At 41.4% G+C, this 18536-nt stretch carries 19 protein-coding genes; 9 read left to right on the forward strand and 10 right to left on the reverse strand.

Annotation, left to right across the window (positions count from 1 at the left end; translation table 11 throughout):
- Positions 1-469: 469 nt before the first annotated feature.
- Positions 470-787 carry an AzlD domain-containing protein gene (locus ACYQ3Q_RS16190; RefSeq protein ID WP_459929564.1) on the reverse strand — a complete coding sequence of 106 codons (318 nt, stop codon included), beginning with the start codon at positions 785-787 and terminating at the stop codon, positions 470-472.
- Positions 780-1502 carry an AzlC family ABC transporter permease gene (locus ACYQ3Q_RS16195; protein ID WP_459929565.1) on the reverse strand — a complete coding sequence of 241 codons (723 nt, stop codon included), beginning with the start codon at positions 1500-1502 and terminating at the stop codon, positions 780-782. The genes ACYQ3Q_RS16190 and ACYQ3Q_RS16195 overlap by 8 nt, the downstream gene beginning before the upstream one ends.
- 278 nt (positions 1503-1780) lie before the next feature.
- Between ACYQ3Q_RS16195 and pdxR the strand changes: the two genes are divergently transcribed.
- The 4 genes from pdxR (at position 1781) to ACYQ3Q_RS16215 (ending at position 5767) form a co-directional block, all read left to right on the forward strand.
- Positions 1781-3292: a MocR-like pyridoxine biosynthesis transcription factor PdxR gene (gene pdxR, locus ACYQ3Q_RS16200; protein WP_459929566.1), complete on the forward strand. Its 1512-nt coding sequence runs from the start codon at positions 1781-1783 to the stop codon at positions 3290-3292.
- A gap of 136 nt (positions 3293-3428) precedes the next feature.
- Positions 3429-4097 carry a vitamin B12 dependent-methionine synthase activation domain-containing protein gene (locus tag ACYQ3Q_RS16205; protein ID WP_459929567.1) on the forward strand — a complete coding sequence of 223 codons (669 nt, stop codon included), beginning with the start codon at positions 3429-3431 and terminating at the stop codon, positions 4095-4097.
- Positions 4098-4123: 26 nt separating this feature from the next.
- Positions 4124-4789, forward strand: coding sequence for a PhoU domain-containing protein (locus ACYQ3Q_RS16210; RefSeq protein WP_459929568.1), 666 nt, complete (start codon positions 4124-4126; stop codon positions 4787-4789).
- 18 nt (positions 4790-4807) lie between these two features.
- Positions 4808-5767 (forward strand): ADP-ribosylglycohydrolase family protein, encoded by a 960-nt coding sequence (locus tag ACYQ3Q_RS16215; protein WP_459929569.1) that lies wholly within the window; start codon positions 4808-4810, stop codon positions 5765-5767.
- 115 nt (positions 5768-5882) lie between these two features.
- Here ACYQ3Q_RS16215 and ACYQ3Q_RS16220 read toward each other — a convergent pair whose 3' ends face one another.
- From ACYQ3Q_RS16220 to ACYQ3Q_RS16240, 5 genes are all read right to left on the reverse strand, one after another.
- Positions 5883-6251: a LysM peptidoglycan-binding domain-containing protein gene (locus ACYQ3Q_RS16220; RefSeq protein WP_459929570.1), complete on the reverse strand. Its 369-nt coding sequence runs from the start codon at positions 6249-6251 to the stop codon at positions 5883-5885.
- Positions 6252-6331: 80 nt separating this feature from the next.
- Complete coding sequence (locus ACYQ3Q_RS16225) at positions 6332-7150, reverse strand: ExeA family protein (protein ID WP_459928059.1); 819 nt, start codon at positions 7148-7150, stop codon at positions 6332-6334.
- Positions 7143-8534, reverse strand: a complete 1392-nt coding sequence (locus ACYQ3Q_RS16230; protein ID WP_459928060.1) for a DDE-type integrase/transposase/recombinase — start codon at positions 8532-8534, stop codon at positions 7143-7145. Before ACYQ3Q_RS16230 ends, ACYQ3Q_RS16225 begins: the two co-directional genes overlap by 8 nt.
- Before the next feature lie 103 nt (positions 8535-8637).
- Positions 8638-9246 carry a DUF6431 domain-containing protein gene (locus ACYQ3Q_RS16235; RefSeq protein WP_459928061.1) on the reverse strand — a complete coding sequence of 203 codons (609 nt, stop codon included), beginning with the start codon at positions 9244-9246 and terminating at the stop codon, positions 8638-8640.
- 122 nt (positions 9247-9368) lie between these two features.
- Positions 9369-9716 (reverse strand): LysM peptidoglycan-binding domain-containing protein, encoded by a 348-nt coding sequence (locus ACYQ3Q_RS16240; protein ID WP_459929571.1) that lies wholly within the window; start codon positions 9714-9716, stop codon positions 9369-9371.
- A 290-nt stretch (positions 9717-10006) separates the two neighbouring features.
- Here ACYQ3Q_RS16240 and ACYQ3Q_RS16245 point away from each other — a divergent pair, with 290 nt between their 5' ends.
- The 3 genes from ACYQ3Q_RS16245 to ACYQ3Q_RS16255 all read left to right on the forward strand — a co-directional run bounded on the left by ACYQ3Q_RS16245 (position 10007) and on the right by ACYQ3Q_RS16255 (position 13634).
- Positions 10007-10255 (forward strand): hypothetical protein, encoded by a 249-nt coding sequence (locus tag ACYQ3Q_RS16245; protein ID WP_459929572.1) that lies wholly within the window; start codon positions 10007-10009, stop codon positions 10253-10255.
- 482 nt (positions 10256-10737) lie between these two features.
- Entirely contained in the window at positions 10738-11028 is a 291-nt protein-coding gene (locus ACYQ3Q_RS16250; protein WP_459929573.1) for a hypothetical protein, read from the forward strand.
- Positions 11029-12641: 1613 nt separating this feature from the next.
- Complete coding sequence (locus tag ACYQ3Q_RS16255) at positions 12642-13634, forward strand: tyrosine-type recombinase/integrase (protein WP_459929574.1); 993 nt, start codon at positions 12642-12644, stop codon at positions 13632-13634.
- 372 nt (positions 13635-14006) lie between these two features.
- On the opposite strand, the gene ACYQ3Q_RS16260 is transcribed toward ACYQ3Q_RS16255, so the two are convergent.
- Genes ACYQ3Q_RS16260 through ACYQ3Q_RS16270 form a run of 3 tightly spaced genes read right to left on the reverse strand, consistent with a single transcriptional unit; the run spans position 14007 to position 16835 of the window.
- Positions 14007-15410, reverse strand: coding sequence for a glycosyltransferase family 2 protein (locus tag ACYQ3Q_RS16260; RefSeq protein ID WP_459929575.1), 1404 nt, complete (start codon positions 15408-15410; stop codon positions 14007-14009).
- Positions 15382-16455: a HEAT repeat domain-containing protein gene (locus tag ACYQ3Q_RS16265; RefSeq protein WP_459929576.1), complete on the reverse strand. Its 1074-nt coding sequence runs from the start codon at positions 16453-16455 to the stop codon at positions 15382-15384. The genes ACYQ3Q_RS16260 and ACYQ3Q_RS16265 overlap by 29 nt, the downstream gene beginning before the upstream one ends.
- Positions 16452-16835, reverse strand: a complete 384-nt coding sequence (locus tag ACYQ3Q_RS16270; RefSeq protein WP_459929577.1) for a response regulator transcription factor — start codon at positions 16833-16835, stop codon at positions 16452-16454. Before ACYQ3Q_RS16270 ends, ACYQ3Q_RS16265 begins: the two co-directional genes overlap by 4 nt.
- Before the next feature lie 277 nt (positions 16836-17112).
- Between ACYQ3Q_RS16270 and ACYQ3Q_RS16275 the strand changes: the two genes are divergently transcribed.
- Together ACYQ3Q_RS16275 and ACYQ3Q_RS16280 are read left to right on the forward strand one after the other, a co-directional pair.
- Entirely contained in the window at positions 17113-17937 is an 825-nt protein-coding gene (locus tag ACYQ3Q_RS16275; RefSeq protein ID WP_459929578.1) for an oxygen-binding di-iron domain-containing protein, read from the forward strand.
- Positions 17934-18413 carry a GGDEF domain-containing protein gene (locus ACYQ3Q_RS16280; protein ID WP_459929579.1) on the forward strand — a complete coding sequence of 160 codons (480 nt, stop codon included), beginning with the start codon at positions 17934-17936 and terminating at the stop codon, positions 18411-18413. The genes ACYQ3Q_RS16275 and ACYQ3Q_RS16280 overlap by 4 nt, the downstream gene beginning before the upstream one ends.
- Positions 18414-18536: the final 123 nt, after the last annotated feature.

The following is an 18536-nucleotide window of genomic DNA, read 5'->3' on the forward strand; positions in this document are numbered from 1 at the left end:
GGGACATGAACAAATTGATTTCGGTATTTGTTACATAAAGAAGCATCCTTGGTATGCCAAAGTGGCTACCCAAGGATGCTTTTCTCATCGGTCTTTAGGTAATAGTTTCTAGTAGCTTTGTGGAACTACCCTGCCAATATGTACTTTATCCATCATAATCCTTCCGTATATTGTCGGCCTTTATCATGTTGTTACTTTCCAGCTTTACACATCCTGCCAGTAACAATTCAACAACTAGGATTACAAAAAATACTCTTTTTAATACAGAACCTCCTAAACAGTCGCATTGGTGATAATGATCACGGCAATTACCACTACCAATGCAGTAAAGAAGAGTGACGATAAAACCGTAAGCTTTTTATACGACAATATCGTTTCAATTCGCAAAATAGAATTAAGGTTAATAGACCGTAAAAGCGACCAGTAAGGTCGCTTTCGTAATTGTAGGGCATTTGAAAAAAGTGGTTATCTAAAATAACTTCAGGACAAACATAATCGACATTCCTATACCCAAGGTGGCAATAATATTACGGCTCTTATAAGCCACAAAAGCTGCAACGATGCCCGCAATCAGGTAGTGATTGTTTAAACTAATATCCAAATATCCCTTGGGTAAAAGTAATGATGGTACGATTAAGGCTGTCAATATGGCAACTGGGACATATTTTAACCATCTGTTTAACCAAGTTGGTACCCCTGTAAACCGGAACAAGGCTAGAGCTCCGATTCTGGTAAAATAAGTAACTAAGGCCATCCCTATAATGATGTAAAAAATTTCGTCACGCATGTTTGCTATCCCCCTCTAATAAGCCCCCTATTAAGCTGGCTGTAAGGCAGGCGATAATAATATACCACTTACCGGGTAAATACAGGGCAGCAAATACTGAAACCAATGCAGCTACACCGAATACAATTAGACTGACGCGGTCTGCCAACAGCGGTATCAGCAATACCAGAAACGTTGCCGGCATGGCAAAATCAAGCCCCCAAGTTAAGGGGTCGGAAATGTAGCTACCTAAAACTACCCCGGCTACAGTAGCCAAAACCCAAACTAGATAAAGCACAGTACTCACGGTCAATTGATAAAGCACACTATATTTGGCCTTGTGAATTCGGCTAATGGTCAGGGCATAGGCTTCATCGGTCAAAAAGAATGCCAGGAGTGCTTGGAGGGGAAATGGCAGCCTAATCATATAGGGCGCCAAGGATGATCCCATAATCAAGTGGCGCAAGTTTACCAGCAAGGTAGTAAGTATAACAATTCCCCAGCCCGTTATGCCTGCACCCAGCATGGTAATGCCAATGAACTGTGACGCACCAGCAAAAACAAAGACAGACATTAAAATAGTTTCTACGCCGGACATTTTTGCTGTAAGCCCCATTATCCCGCAGGTGATACCAAAGGGCACTACCCCGAGCACCACGGGAGTGCACTCGCGGAGTGCCACCCATGCTTCTTCCGCTAGTACGTTCTGACCTGAGAGGAGATTTGATAATCGCATAATCATTCCACCTACTTTTAATTTTTCTAATACTTATCAGAAATGTATAACTTACGCTGTATACTTTCTGAAGGTCCCTTCTCGCCATCACGGCATCTAGCCATCACGACACCTTGCCATCCATGGCGGTGTTCTAATCTCGAACGTCCTGTTCAAGTCATGGCCAGCGCTCGGCGTTAGCAAGTTTTCTTTAAATATTAACGAGTTAGGAAAACATTGTAAATATCCAATTTCACAGATATAATAGAAATTGGATACAAAATAAGGGGAAATGCTAAATGGACATATCCAAATTTCTGAATAGCGCAGAGCTGAATACCTCAGATAAGCAACCGCTCTATCTACAAATTGCCTTACTCATTACTGACAAAATCCAAAAGCAAATCCTGCCTTCAGGTACGAAGCTACCGCCTGAGCGGGAATTAGCTGACCTTTTTGCTGTTAGCCGCACAACTGCTATCAATGCCTATCGCAAGTTAGAACAACAGGGTTTGGTATGGACAAAAGTGGGTAGCGGGACTTATGTAGCCCAAACACGAGATGTTGAGTCCCTAAACGAAGTTCCCTGGCCCCAACTCTTTACCGCCTATCCTCAAAGTCCGTCAGCGTCAATCTTAAGGGATATGCTTTCTGCTCCTGCGCAAGGTACTATATCTCTGGCCGCTGGCATGCCTGATCCGGCCCTTTATCCTATGGAGACCTTTACCGAGTTGTTTAAACGCAATATTGGAAGGGCCGCCCCGGGTGATTTTGGACATATTGCTATAGAAGGTTATAACCCATTGAGAAGGGCAATCGCCACAATGTTGAGCGAGAAGGGCATACCGGCTTCGACAGAGAACATACTGACTCTCTCAGGGTCCCAACAAGGCTTATATTTACTTAGCAAAGTGTTATTAGAGCCAGGCGACTATGTTGTGATGGAAGCACCAACGTTTATTGGTGCTATTCAGGTTTTTCAGGCTGCAAGGGCAAAAATTTTAAGCCTTCCTTGCTCAGAAAAATTATCATTAGAGCTGTTGGAGGACTTTATAATTCGCTACCGGCCAAAATTGTTATATATGATGCCTACTTATCAAAATCCGACTGGCAAAGTTTTACCAGAACAAGAGCGCCAAGATTTGATTAAACTTGCCAAACGTCATCGGCTTGTGATAGTGGAAGACGATCCCTATAGCGATTTGTGTTATGGCGAAACGCCGCCTCAGGCTCTTAAAGCTTTAGATTCATACGGAGGAGTTGTTTATCTGGGGACTTTCTCGAAAATTCTATTCCCAGGTTTACGTACAGGCTATCTTGTAGGTCCGACAGTTTTAATCAACCGGCTTGCCCTGGAAAAACAGTTTATTGATCTGCATTCAAACAACATAGCCCAATGGCTCGTGACGATGTTCTTAAATGAAGGGATGCTTGCAGGGCATCTGACCACGGTGCGGAGGGAATATAAAAAACGCCGGGACACGATGGCTAAAGCTCTCCAGCGTTTGTGTGCGAACGATATTGAATTTACCGTACCCGAGGGAGGATTTTACTTTTGGTGTAAGTTAAAACAAGCGGGCACTTCCCAGCGACTCCTACAAGAAGCTGCAAAAAACCGAATTTCCTTTGTGCCTAGCGAAGCTTTCCATACGGTTCCCACCCTTGATAAAGAGTTTCGCCTCTGTTTTACGACTCACAATGAAGCCGTTTTGCTTGAAGGCGTAAAGCGCTTGGCTAAAACCTTGACACAAATAACCAAAAAGAAAAAAGACAACGATGCACCGCCTTGTTCGGTATGGCCGATTATCTAACTATAGCGGACAAGAAATGAGAATACCAATAAATCATAGTGATGCAGTTACAAACGTACGTTTTAAGGAAATCCTGTGTGTCCAATGCCCAAGAACTTGTTATAATGGGAGTGGAAGAAGGGGAAGGGGAAGCGTAATGGATACTGTTGTTTTGAACAATATTCAGTGTAAAATCGATCTGGTAAAACTTCAGGAAAAATTACACATTAAGGAAAATAGTTCTTTTCTCTCTGAATTACTAGAAATGGCAGCTGAAGCTCAGTTAATTGCAAAACCTAAAGTAATATTTAAACGTTCATTCGTTGAAGCGAAGGGCGACAATTTTGTTGTCATCGATGGAATCAAATTTACCAGTCGTATCTTGCGGGTAAATCTAGACGATAGTTCGATGGTCTTTCCATATATAGTTACCTGCGGAACGGAGTTAGAAGTATGGTCTAAACGGTTTAAGGACGATTATTTTCAAAGCTATTGTGTGGATACGATTAAGGAAATGGTCTTAAAGAATGCGCGCCAGGAGTTTGAGGCGTTTCTGGATCGAGAATTTAGCTTAGGGCATGCCTCCAATATGTATCCTGGTTCACTACAAGACTGGCCAATCACGGAACAAAAACCACTTTTTGATCTTTTGGACAATGTAGAAGAGTTAATCGGAGTTCAACTTACAAATAGTTATCTATTGCTACCGATTAAGACTGTTTCAGGTATTCGTTTTCCAAAAGAAAGCACATTCGAAAGCTGTCAATTGTGTCCCCGGGAAAATTGTCCTAGTAGAAAAGTATCAATGCAAAGCCTAAATATTTAGAACCTCGTTTATTTGGTAATCCTTCTATGGCTCTAGCCAATGCTAGCCGCGAGACCTTGCGGATGGGTAGGATGGCGGGTGAAGCATATGAAAATTCAAAAGACTACTTTTTTGATCATAACCCACATAATAAACACTTAACAGTTCAATTTGAAGCTGCGATCGATAATCTTGAAAACGAGATCACAGACTATGTCTTAAAAATTACATCCGGTAAAATGCTCACATCTGAGCAATCGAACCTGAGTTATCGGATTCTTCAAGTGATTGGTGACATAGAACGAGTAGGAGACCACGCCACTAATCTCATGGAACTTACTGATTATGCTATCGAATCAAAAGTTAACTTCTCAGAACAAGCCAATAGTGATCTTATGAATATGTTTGAGAAAGTCCAAGAGATCTTTACGATGTCCTTAGAAGCATTAAATCTTACAGATGGATTTGAAACTATTAACTCCTTATACTCCCATGCTTCTGATTGCCATGTTGATTATGTCCTGCCGGGCGTGCTTTATTTAAGAGGAAAGACAAGGGGTGTGTTCTTAGACTTTATAAAGCAGGAATTTCCGCATTTATATAAACCATTACAAGATCTCTACAAAACAGGTGGAGCCGGCAAAGATTATAAGGATAAATTATATGTAATAGTTAATGAGTTAAAGGATAAGTATAAACTTTCGAGTAGTTAATAATATACATAAATAGGAGTGGTTCATTTGAAACGAGATGCAATAATGGGTGGAGTCATGGGGGTAATTATCGGAGACGCTTTAGGATTACCTGTCCAGTTCATGACGAAAACAGAAATAAGAAAAAACCCAATCACGGATATGACGGGAGGAGGTGCCTTCGGACTAGAACCGGGTGCGTGGTCGGACGATAGTTCGCTTACACTCTGTCTAGCTGAAAGTCTGTCTGAGGTAGGTTACAATCCCGCAGATATTGCGCGGCGATTTGTGAAGTGGTATCGTGATGGCTATATGACTCCGTTGGGGGAAGCCTTTGATATAGGTGGTACTACAGAAATAGCCATGAAGAGATTAATTCATGGGGTTGCTCCCTTTAAAGCGGGACCCGATGATGCTAATAATAATGGAAATGGAAGCCTGATGCGAATTCTTCCAGCAACCCTATATTTCGCGAATGAATCCGATTACACGATGATCCAAAGGATTTGTGAAGTTTCTAAGATAACGCACGGACATCCGCGCAGTCAATTGGCGTGTAGTTTGTATTCTCTGTTCGTGAAAGAATTGCTAAAAGGGAGTAGTCCCCAAAAAGCCTATGACGCTATGAGACTCAAATCTCAAACCGTGTTTTTCATCGACCGCAAAATAGGTAAGCAGTTAAGTCATTTTAAGCGCATTATTAGCGGCGAACTTCCCACACTTGCAGAGAGTGAGATAAAATCTGGGGGCTATGTGGTTGAATCTTTGGAAGCTGCACTCTGGAGTTTTCTCAACACTTCATCGTTTGAAAATGCAGTGCTCACAGCAGTAAACTTAGGTTGGGATACCGATACAGTTGGCGCAATAACAGGTAGTATGGCTGGTGTGTATTATGGGTTTTCGAACATTCCCGATCATTGGCTGAGGAAACTATTAGACTATGAAAAAATACTGAGTCTAACGAGTCAATTTGCAGAAAGGGTCTTACAAACGAAGTAACAATGCTAATCTGGCACGACATACGCCCAGTGTGTCCAGGCAGGGCAACTTAAGTTTTCTTAAGTTGCCCTCGGATTCTATATGGACATCAACTGTTGGTTGTTATATGAATTTGTTAATTTGCTGGGATTCTGATAACCTGACCAGCAATGATTGCATTAGGATTTGTTATCTCTGGACTGATCTCCAAGATGCTTTGAATCGATACGTTAAAACGGGTAGAAATGATAAACAATGTATCCCCCGGTCTTACAATATAGCTAGTAACTTCAGGTCTTGGTCCGCATTCAGCAGCTAAACCAACCCAAGTCTCTTCATCTGCTACACCTGTAATTTCAAGCTCTTTTTGACTTCGTTGAAAGGCCAACAGGGTGTCGCTTCTCAGCTCACATGACGGCGTACATCTCACTGCCAATGGCAGAAGAAATGTGCCGACAATACGCCAATACCAGTAGAATTCTACCGCCAATACTTTCCTCTGCAATGACAGTCAATGTGGATAAGAAAAATCCCCAATATACACATGCCAATCCATGTGTATATTGGGGATAATGTGGATACTATCTAAATAGCACTACCACGTTGCCGTTCAGCATCCGCTAAAATTCGCCCAATTTGAGCATCCTCCACAACCTCGCTCCCGTTTCGATCTGCCTCATAGAGGGCATGAGTACAAAGAGTGTTAATTAGCCGAGGTATGCCCTTCGTCTCGGAGTGGATTAGAGCTAAAGCACTATCGGAAAAGACAGGGGTGGAACGATTGGCATGTTTCATTTGATGTCGAATATAGGCTGCAGTTTCTTGGGCGTTAAGGCCATTCAGGTGGTACTGAAGGTGAATGCGCTGGGCAATGGCCTCATACTTATTCATTCGTAAGGTTCGTCTCAACTCGGGCTGACCTACCAGGATGATGGAAAACAAGGACGCAGAATCCATCTGGTGATTTAAAGCAAACCGGAGCTCTAGGAGCATGGACGGGCTAATATCCTGAGCTTCATCGATCACCAAGACTAAGAATTTCTTTCCTTGAATCAACCGATCGGTTAAAACATGTTCAAGTAAACGTTTGGCCCTAAATAGAGAGAATAGTGGCTCCTCCCCAAGCTCACGTAATAATTCCGAGTAAAAATCCCGAGGTTTCATCCCCGCACGGCTGAGATAGATCACTTGGTAACGAACAGGGTCTAAGGTCAGACCCAGACGGCGGACAAGGGTCGATTTGCCACTGCCAACCTCTCCTGTAAGCACTCCTAAACCAGAATTGGAAACCATCAACTGTAAGCGAGCTAAAGCTTCAGCATAGGCACCGACCTCAAAGAACATATCGTTCATTGGAGAACGAGAAAACGGAATTAGATGGGTGGCATTTGGCAGATCAGTCATGGGTAGCCTCCTGCTTTGGCCCGAAATTTAAGGCTTCTTGGGCCCATGTCTTACGGCGTTTTTCCTCCGCCATTTTGAAAAAATTCAACCCAGTCGCTGGAGCTTCCTCCTGTTTTTCGACCTTGGATCTCGATTTGACCCGTTCATGGATACTGCGATTTAAATCGAGAAGTCGGGCATCGGGTAGCCGGTTTCCTTCATGCCATACTTGCATTACGCTTAGCTCGTAGGGGTCAAAGCGAAGCGTGACGGTTTGACTAGAAAGGTGAGACGGAACCTCGAAGAGATTACCAAAGACGCTGACACAACCGGCCTTATCCACCTTTCGCGCTTCTTCCCAAAGGAAGATCTCGGTCAGTTCCATCATCGATACCCGGCGCATAGTCCGTTTAATACCTGCAGCCCTATCCATAGGAGACTGACCGGTACTACCGTGCTTACGTAAGTGGTAGTACCCTTCTAACCAGGATGTAAAGGCCTCATTTAAGTGCTTCAACGTCGAAAGACTACCGTTTCCAATCTGTACATGGGCCTCTGGTCTGAAGCTTGTATCAATAAATCTGAAGAACCTCTCAATTTTTCCTCGGCCCATTGGTTTGTACGGACGCGAGTGAGAAAGCTTAATGTTTAACTTGGCACAGATCCGGACCAAATGGTGGGAAGAGAAAACGCTCCCATTATCGCAGTAGAACTGAGAGGGCACTCCGTGGCGCAAGATCGCTTTTTTGAGGGCATCTTCTAAACGAGGCAATTTCTCATCCCAGTAGAATTCTCCGTGGACAATCGCCCTGGAAAAATCATCAATGATGGCGAATAACATTGCTTTTTTACGTTTCTTAGGATTCTGTGGGTCCGGCAAATAAAGGGTATGTTGAAAATCCGCCTGCCACATGAGATGAACATCTTCCACTTCGAAACGTCGATGCCCTCTCGATGATTCCACAGCCTGCAAGAGTTCCTGGCGGCTGACACCTGCCTTGCGCAAGTGCCGGGATAAGGTACTTGGGGCAAGCACTCCCTCCGAGGCTAAACCGCTATGTTCTAATAGGTATATAATCTGCTCCACACTTCGCTCGGGTCGTTCACGGCGTAGCTCAATGGCCTTTTGTAAGATGGGGGCCGGTAAAGCTATGGCGTTTTTCTGAGGACGTTTTTTAGGTTTAAGCCCATCCCACCCCTCTTTTCGGTAGTTTGCCATAAAGCGCTCAAGCGTGCGTACACTAACCTGAGTCTTGTGGCTGCCTGGAATGGTGTAATTGAGCGCGGCAATTTGAGCAAGCTGACGCTTCAGCCCTCCAGGAATCATCGGAGTCTGACGAGATACAATCGGTGCTATTAATCCGTAACGAAACGCTGCCATCTGTTCATCTGTAGCAAAATCCATGGTTTCTCACTCCTTCAAACATAAAGTTAGGCTAGGGTTGCCCCTACCGCTATTCTGACTGAAAAAGTTTCGCCATTCTATGGACAGCTTTTGTGGGATCAAGCTAACCAACCGTCACCGCCCTTGAGCGTTTAATCTGGTAGAGCCAAGTAAGAAGTCCGATAGTCATAAATCCTGGTATTGTCGATCTTACTTGCTCCCAAGCCCTAAACAACCAGGACCATTCTCGGGCTGGTTTCGACGGGCCAACAGGGATTTCCACATGGGGCAACTTCTCTATGATAATCCGCCATTGTTCGGAGGATGAGTCTTTCAGTTCATCATGGATCGCTTTGCTCCAGCGCCAAAGAGTCTTCTCACTAAACCTCCCCGCCGAAGTGACTAGATCTTCCGCAATTTTTACCAAAGCTACCCCAGATAACTGTTGGCGGATCACTTCTTCTTTAACTTCCCATGCCACCTGATGGTGTTCCATCACAAAGTTAGGAAGAAATGATGTGGCTCTCCCACACTTGATACATTTAAACCGGTAGATGGATATAATGAACGCTTCTAATAACGTATACACTGTTCGTTTAAAACTTCCATGTTTATGTAGCATCGCTTTCTCAAAGCAGTGGGGACACACCCTTGGACGCAAGTGATTTGGGCAACCATCAATAAAGCCTTCAATATAAGACTGGACAGTCCAGATTTCTTCAGGTAAACTCATATTGGTAGTAACCAATGGGAAAGAGGAAACGAGGCTGGCGGGCCGATGATGTTTCCTCTTTCTTTTATCCTTTTTTAATGATTGTCATGTGGCCTATTTAGCCACATGACAATCATTATCTCCTAGAAACGACAAAGAAGGCAAGAAAAAACGCTCACTTTAATGTCAATTAAAGTGAGCGCCCACAACAGGGCAGCTTGGGTTCTAGGTCCAAATATACCATCTATAGGACCTGGGCCAAAGCGCGCAATCTGTAGAAGTGTTTGGAACCGCCTTACTGCTGGACCACGGTCTCCCTGGCGTAAAAGAGGGCATTTTTCATTCCAAGTTGGGACAATTATTGTCTGTCCTGGAAAAATCATATTTGGATCAGAGATTTGGGGATTTGCAGAAATAATGGCACTTACGGGAGTATTAAACTTCTGAGCAATTTTATAAAGGGTGTCACCAGTTTGAACAATATAAGTCATACTAATTCCCCCAATGACTTTATTTTTTATGTTATGTAACAAAGTATGGTTTGGGTTGTTGACAGCGAAATAATGCTGTGATGTGCACAATATAAATGATCTTGACAATAAAAGATAAGAGGAGTATTTTCTAACTAAATGGTTAGTTAAATGCTTAATATAAGTCACCATCGGCCCATACTGGTCGCTCCGCCATTGATGTACCACGATTCTAGCCGTGACTATTTGGCCGGGTATATTCCCTAAACTGTTTTAATAATTATTTCAAAACGAGGAGGGAGGATGAATATATGGGCAATTGTTGTGATCCTAAGGCACCCAAACTAGTAACGCTAATCGTTGGTGGCTCACTCGTGGGGTTGATCGGAGTTGAACAGGCTTTTCTGGATGTAAGCAGTCTCGAATTAGAGGATGGAGAAGTTGCTGAAAAACTTCTCCAAATAGTTGCGCAAAGAAATTATATCGCAAATGGCACTGAAAGAGACTACAAGATAGCCTTGCTTGCGGCATATAATAGCTATTTGGCTAAATCAAGATAAAAACAGCAGATGATTTTTTTGGTTAAAACACTTAAATCACATATTAGTTTCTTTAATAACGATCACTAGCAAATATGGAATTAATCGAGAGTATTGATTTGAATTGCTAGATTGACTGGATTGTTCTTATTGTATCAGGAATATTATTGAGTATTGTATTTAAACAAAACATGCAAAAATAATGGGAACCAGTCGAGTTGAGTTGTGGTTTAAACGCAAGGGATCGTTGCTGTTGAGTAAATTTAACGTATAAAATATTGAAATTTTGAGAGCCTTGTTAAGTAAGAAGGGGGAACCTATATACCCTAATTCCCCCTGTTTGATTTGAACTAATCTTAGGTCCGTTGTTTTTGTTCCTTATTATTTTCCCCTAATCTTTCAATTTTAGGTTCATTACAATCCAATAACGTTAGATGACATGTCATTATTTGAAGGATGGTTTATTTGGAAATTGATGAAGCAGTTATACAAGGAAGGAACATATGAAAACAATTCATTTGAAAAACGGACAAACGGTGCTAATAAAAGAGGCCGGCAAAGGAGACGCTCCCGAGCTCGTTATCTACTTACATAAGATCGGTGCGCAATCGGATTTTCTAACCTTTGGACCTGGAGAGCTTGCGGTATCAGTAAGTGAAGAGGAAGTTATCCTCGAAGAAAGTCGCATCGCCAAAAACAGAATTATGCTGCTCGCCTTAGTTGGGGATAAGGTAATCGGCTGTTTAAACTTTACCGGTGGAATCCGGGCCCGAATACAACATACATTAGAGTAGGATTGAATCATTTAGGGAGATAGAGACAAGGGCGATACTCTGGGGTGAGGAGCTGATATGTCCAATCTGAGGAAAAACATATTTTTGGACGAAAACTACTTTGATGAACACCCGTGGAGCTTCATTCTTGGGTTTTGATTGGGCTAACAGTGAGGCTGATAATTACATTTGTGACAACTGCGGTACATCATGTGGTTCTGGCAGAAATCTTAACATTATTGCAGAAAATAATTTAGACTAAGTGGATCTGCCAGACACTCTATTGACATAATTATTAAAAAATTAAAACTAGTCTGAAGAATTAGGCTTTGAGAAAGTGAGAACTATCACTATCTTTTTAAATTTCAGTCTGTTATAATAAAAGCAAGTAAATCACATAAATAAATTAGATTGTGAAGGGGGAAAAACGATGGCTGTAACAATATTTACTTGGTTTTTAATAGTACTAATGGTCCTATTAGCAATTGCAAGTGTTAAATTCATAATTAGTTCATGTTATCAAGTTTATAAGAAATTCCACACAATCTCCGAAAAAAAACGAGGACCTTTGAACAAATCTATTCAAGTATAATTGATAGATGAAAAATGTCCATTGCTTAACTAAAGACAGAACACTGCTTTTCGATTAGAAGAAGTGGTGTTTTTTTTCACATTTTATCTTGTTCTCAAAAGTGATGCTGTTAATATGGTAGAAGAGTCGTGAGTGAGGGCTTTGGCTTACGATGAACATTAAGCAAGTCTTACGGAAATTTTGAAATTCGAGTTGGATTCGCTCTAAAGCAGATGACTAAATGAGCTATCGATTGACTACCCACTGAACTGACCTTTTGCGATACAGGCGAGAATCTGATGATTGTTACTTATGTGCTCGGATGTCGGCCAGTTTCAAGTCCGTTTCGTAGGATCCTATTCTCAATATCGGAAACACGGCAATGCAAATTCTTGCGAGGCTAGAAAAAATATCGCGTAACATTGGTTGGCCAAAGTGATTCTTTTACTGTGGTTTATTTTATAAAAGAGAAAGAAAGTGGACCAGGGACCTAAGATGTTAGTAATTCAATTTGGGTCCGATAATAGATATTATGTAAAGTAGAGTATTTTATTACATGGGGGAATATTGACCAATAACCTTGATTTTACTTTTACTCTGTAATATCAGGTATGGTTATTAATGTAGATAGATTAATTCTACAAAAATTCTTAAGTTGTATCGTATAGATTTATTCACTCGAACAGCCACCCCCTAGGAGCCTCTGTAAGGCTTAAACGATATGAGCCTAGTATGATTCCATCTAAACTAACAGAACCATGACCATAGGGCTTAAACAACTCACTAAGGCCAAATTTCATGCATCAGAAAATTCCCCTGACATTTTATTAGCAATTTTGACAGATTAGACGATGAAGATTCGACTTGTTGAAACGAAGAGTTAATCTTATACAAAGAGCCACATTTGCTGTGTTTTCAACTATGCGCTAAAACACTCTTTAGTGCATAGTTGTCATTTGTTATATTACTATATATAATAGCGATATCATCTTTTACTTTACTTCTTGCTCCTAGTTGCTCTTTGCTATATTCATTCTATTTAATTCAAGGGAGGTTAGGTTTAATGAAAGATAATAATGGATTTACTTCTTCTACCCTTCCCCATTTTGCACAAGAATTCATAAATCACCTTGCTGTCATCAATAAATCTAGAAATACTCAATATGCCTATACCAATGAACTGCGTGTATTCTTTCAATTTCTTTGTGATTCCATGCCTACCTTCCCCTCTTTACCTGTAGACATAGATTTATTACTTATGGATAAAATGGGACATCGTGACATAGAAGCCTATTTGAGCTGGGCTAGCATTGAACGTAATAACGGGGTACGTGCACTTGCTCGCAAACAAGCAGTAATAAAATCTCTTTATCGATATTTACTACGTGAGGATATGATTTCTAAAGATGTTACCATCAAGTTAGACCCTATTAATGTCAACCAAAAGCTTCCTAAAGCTCTTGAGCCTAATCAAATTGCTGATCTTACTGACGTTTTGCAGAATGGTATTGGTTTGTCTAAGGAACAGCTCAAATATCATGCTTATACAGAAAAACGGAATTACGCTATATTTCTTACTTTTATCGGTACTGGATTACGCTTATCTGAACTATGCAGTCTCAATCTCAGAACAACTTATCTCAATAAAGGCTACTTTGAACTTATTCGCAAAGGAAGTAAAGAAACCGTCGTATACTTTAATGCTGAAATTTCTGAGGCATTGAATGATTATCTTCAAAATGAACGACCACGTTATGCTCAGGGTAAATCAGAAGCGTTGTTTCTCTCTATGCAAGGAAAACGTATTAGTACTAGAGCAGTACAAAATCTAATAGCAAAATATATGGCGATTCTTAAAACATTGGGCCATAATACGGACGGTTATAGCGCTCACAAAATGCGTTCAACGTTTGCTACATTACTACTTCGCGAAACGGATAATCTTGCAATTGTACAAGACGCTTTAGGACATGCCGACCCAAGAACCACGAGGATTTATGCTAAGGTTCTAGATGAACAGCTTAAACGGTCAGCTGCATTAATAAAGTTTAAGTAAGAGATTTATTATTCAAGGACACTGGCTTTATTGCAACTAAAATGTTTGTGGGAGTAGAAGTGGTAATGGTAATTGGATGGTTTACATTCCCTTTCTTTCACCTCCTTCGTTTTTAAGACTTTAAAAAGTGCCTCTCTATATAACCACGGGAATCGCAAATTCGCACCCCCTAAACCAAATAAAGTTTTAGTTTCTTAGAAATCTTTCTGAGACGATTTCTAATTCCTCTTTTCTTAATTCTTCTATCCATATATATTTTTTCACGTTCCACTCTCCTTCATTAATGGGGAACTTTCTTCTAAAATTATAAGAATCACGAAAAAGCTGCAGGGTTTTCATTAGAGCAGTTATCTTAAAAATGCGCTAACTCAGTTAGCTGTTGGCCGAGAATCCCTTGCGGTTCATAGTTCCCCAAGATCTTTTTCCTCGAATGTATTCCAGTAAGGCGATTAAACGCCACCAGGCAATTAATTGGCGGTATCCGAAATTCTCCAGTATTCCATAGGAAAATAGTATTAATATATCCCCTGTTTTTGGGTAGCGTCGAAAGGATAGCTCTTCAAGTAACAGGGAAGAGGCGGATAGTAACACTCCGAGGAGTACGGCCATGCTTAAAAACAAGAGAGCAAAAGGCCAGTTAACCCAGCCCATAAACAAACTAAAGGCGAAAACAAAATAACCCAATGTTTCAATGACGGGGCCTAATAATTCAAAGAAGAAAAAGAATGGATAAGCCAGCAGACCCACTATCCCGGCGCGAGGATTGAAAAACAATGGTTTATTGGCTTTAAGACTGTCATAAAGCCCCTTTTGCCAACGTTTGCGCTGTTTGCATAACACTTGACGTTCTTCGGGTGCCTCGGTCCAGCAAACCGGATCGGGAACGAAGACCACTCGGTAGGGAATCTTGTTTAATCGATAATGACGGTGCATGCGAACCACTAATTCCATGTCTTCCCCGATGCAGTCCTTGCGATATCCTCCGACTGTCAAGACGGCCGATTTGAGAAAAACTCCAAAGGCTCCACTGATCACTAAAATGGCATTGATCGAGTTCCAGCCCATCCGCCCAAATATAAAAGCGCGTAAATACTCAACCACTTGAAAGCGTACCCAAGAGTTTGTAGATAGAGCAACATCTGTGATGCGTCCATTTGTCACCTTGCACCCATTGGCTATGCGGACGGTCCCGCCTGTGGCGACCACTGCTTTATCTTCCAAGAAAGGGCGGGTCACCCTTAATAGCCCCTCTGGTTCAATCAATGAGTCGGCATCAATGGAACAAAGCAGAGGATATTGGGAAAAGTTCACCCCTGTATTTAAGGCATCAGCCTTCCCGCCGTTTTGCTTATCGAGAACATGGAGTTGCGGATATAACAGGGATCCGTACACGGCTTGAACTGGTTGGGTTTTAAGTTTTTCTTGATAAACACGATTGGAAGGTACTAGACGAAATTCTTGTTTAAGGATCTCTAATGTTTGATCAGTTGAGCCATCGTTGATTACAAGGACTTCGAATTCAGGATACTGTAAATTAAGTAAAGATTTTACACTAGAGACAATTGTGGCAGATTCGTTATAGGCGGGAGCGATCACAGTTAAAGGTTTATAAAAGCCTAGTTCAAAGATCCGCTTTAGATTGACACTTCGAAGATGATGGGTATATTCACGAATTCCCTTGAAGGCCCGAAAGGTCAAGAATAAATAGATACCATTTAATATAAAAAAATAGATCAAGACGCCCCAATTATAGAATGCGAAAATTTGGAATAACACAAGTTGCCCCCCCTTCGCTTGTAAGAACGTAGCGCAACATATCTTGAGCATAGCGGTCTTCAAGAGGATTGTCGAGAATGGTATGTAGATCTTCACGCGCACAAAGTTTCAGCATGGTCTGAGCTGCTCGCATGCGCACCCACCAATTGCTGTCCCTAAGTAAATTCTGTGCTAGAACTGCATGGTCTACTGCCCCGCTCGAACCCAACGCACTTACGGCGGCTACCCGAATCTCCCAGTCCGGATCCTTCATTGCTAGGGCGATTCCTTCAAAAAAACCTAGCTGCAATTGACTCCAAGCCCTAAGTGCTTGAATCCGAAGTTCACGTTTCTTCGAAGGATGACTGTATTCTTTTAAGGTGGATTCTGCTTCTTGGTACCCAAAGTGTGCCAGAACAGCTAAGGCCAAGCGTTCGATCTTCGGTGAGGTCTCTCCTTGGGCTAAAGTGGCTAGGAGCGCTGGACAGACTTCCTCACCCATTTCTGCGAAAATACTAACACCTAAATGTTCAGTCCAGTCTGAGCGGTTTTTCAGTGTTTCTAAAACTCGAGGTAGGTTCTTTAGATCATTACGCGCTAAAGCAATAACTGAGGGATAAAACCAAAACATATTGCCCGAAGCGAGTCCACGCTCGAGCAAAGGAAGGACTTGTGGTACACGAATCAACCCTAGAAAGTAGACGGCTTGGGCTTGTTTCCAAGCCTCGGCGGAACGCCCCTCCTGTAAAAGGCGCTTTACTAGGCCAGAGTAGTGAGCAACAGCAACAAGCTTCTCAAACGATTCCCCCTTCAAGGACTCCAAATAGGGGAGCAAAAACTCCTGCAGATGACCAAGTTCATGAGAGGGAATGCGCACTGCCCATTGATGGGGGATAATCTCCTCGGCGAAAAGTGACAAAAGGAAGGATTCCATTTTGGCATAAGCTTGGCTACGTCGTCGTTTATCATTTTTAGAAATATATCGCAACCTGAGAATTGAGAGAAAGATCAAGCCAGTTGAGATCAAAACTCCGAATACGATAAACTTTAAAGCGTTAATCGTCATAAGCTTTTACCTTCACTTAAATCCCTTTTCAGTTTCAGGGGGACTGTCTCTAAAAGCTGGTGTAAATCAACGGGTTTACTGAGGAAATCGGCATCGTATTCGGCTACTCGAAGCTGTTCAACATACCCGGTTCGGTGGGTCACGATTATTACTCGCAAGAAAGAATGAGGTGAACAGCGAATCGACCGCAAGAGGCTTAGTCCATCTTGCCCTTGTAAAAGAAGTTCCATAATGAGTAGATCATAGTGCTCGGCGTGCAATAGGTCTAGTAATTCTTCATCGTCCGCCATGACCCGAACTGCATAGCCAAGGCGAGTAAGTTGACTTGCCACTAAGCGAGCAAAATAGAGATTGTCATCTACAATTAGGATGCGTGCCATGATACCCGTCCTTTCGCATAGAATCATTCGAAGTTATCATACGCCATTGATCATCTTTTTGTCGATAGACTTTTTGGCGTCAAGTGCGTGTATATCAGGGCGTTGGTTGACAATTCATCAAATTTGCTTGAGCAATAGTTTTTGGTGCTTAATATATGGTAAAGTATAGTCAATAATTTAACTTTGGGAATAAGAAAGCAGTGAGGGTAGCTATTTAATTTGAAATTTACAGTTGGTAGTGTTTATATTGCAGAGGAAGAAGGAGCATCATTACATCATGACGTTTCAGGAAGATATGGATTACTCCAAGCCAATAGAAGTCGCTTCGGGAGTTTTTTGGGTTGGATTTGTTGACGATAAGAATAGTTTGCATTGTAACCCCTATCTCATTATTGAAGGAGATGAGGCTGTTTTAATTGATGGAGGCAGTCGCCCGGAATTTAGTACGGTTATGATAAAAATACTGCAAACAGGTATCAATCCTTCTCAAATTAAACGATTAATTTATCAACATTATGATCCTGATTTATGTGGTAGTATACCACACCTAGAAGAGATCATTGGAACACGGGATCTTAAAATAATTTCCCATGCAGAAAATAATATCTTTATCAAACATTATGGCGTTAAATCGCCACGTCTTTGTATTGACACTATAGAAAGAAAATATATATTTGCTAGTGGTAGAGAATTGCAGTTTTTCAGAACACCTTATGCTCATTCTGCGGGTAGTTTTATTACCTTTGATACAGCAAGCAAAACCTTGTTTACTAGTGATTTATTTGGAGGTTATGATGTGCAATGGGACTTATTTTTATCATTATCCGAGAAATGTCACAATTGTACAGGCAATGTAAATTGCCAAGAATCTACAGTTGAACATTGCCCAATATCCGGAATCATACTCTTTCATCAACGGATTATGCCCTCAAACAAAGCGTTACAATATGCATTGCAACAAATTAAACAATTGCCAGCAGAGCGAATCGCTCCACAACATGGAAGTATTATTGAAAAACAATATATACCTCAAATAACAAAAATTATAGAAAAGATAACTAATGTTGGGATTGATGGTTTTATCAATGGTAATAGGACATGATTAGTGGAACAAAACTAGAATTACAGAAAAAAATCTTGGAATTAATGGCAAATATACAAGACCATCAGTTTCAAGATAAGTTGTTTAAAGAATTAATTAATAATTATGCTGATTTAGCTAAAACTCTAGAAGGAAAAGTACAAGAAATAACCGTACTCTCTGAAACTGATCCCTTAACGAAAGCTTATAACCGGTATAAATTATACAAAACCTTTCCTTTGGAAGAAGCAAGAGCGAATAGGCAAAAAACCGCCCTTTCCATCATAATGTTTGATATTGACCATTTTAAAAAGGTCAATGACAATTTCGGACATGATATTGGGGATCAAGTGTTGATTATATTTGCCGACTTGGTAAGAAAAACCATTCGCAAAACAGACATATTTGTCCGCTGGGGTGGAGAAGAATTTATCGTCTTGACATCAAACAGCCTTGACATCGGCCGTTATTACCAAAGGTATACTCGACATCGTTAATCCACCGATAAACCTGGTTTCGACCTCCGTAATGACGCTTTATGATATTCTCAGGCGTAAGCCTGATCAGCCCCATGGCTTCTCGCCAAGTATCCTTCATGGATCCTTCCTTGAAGACAAACA

Source organism: Desulfosporosinus burensis (assembly GCF_054657535.1).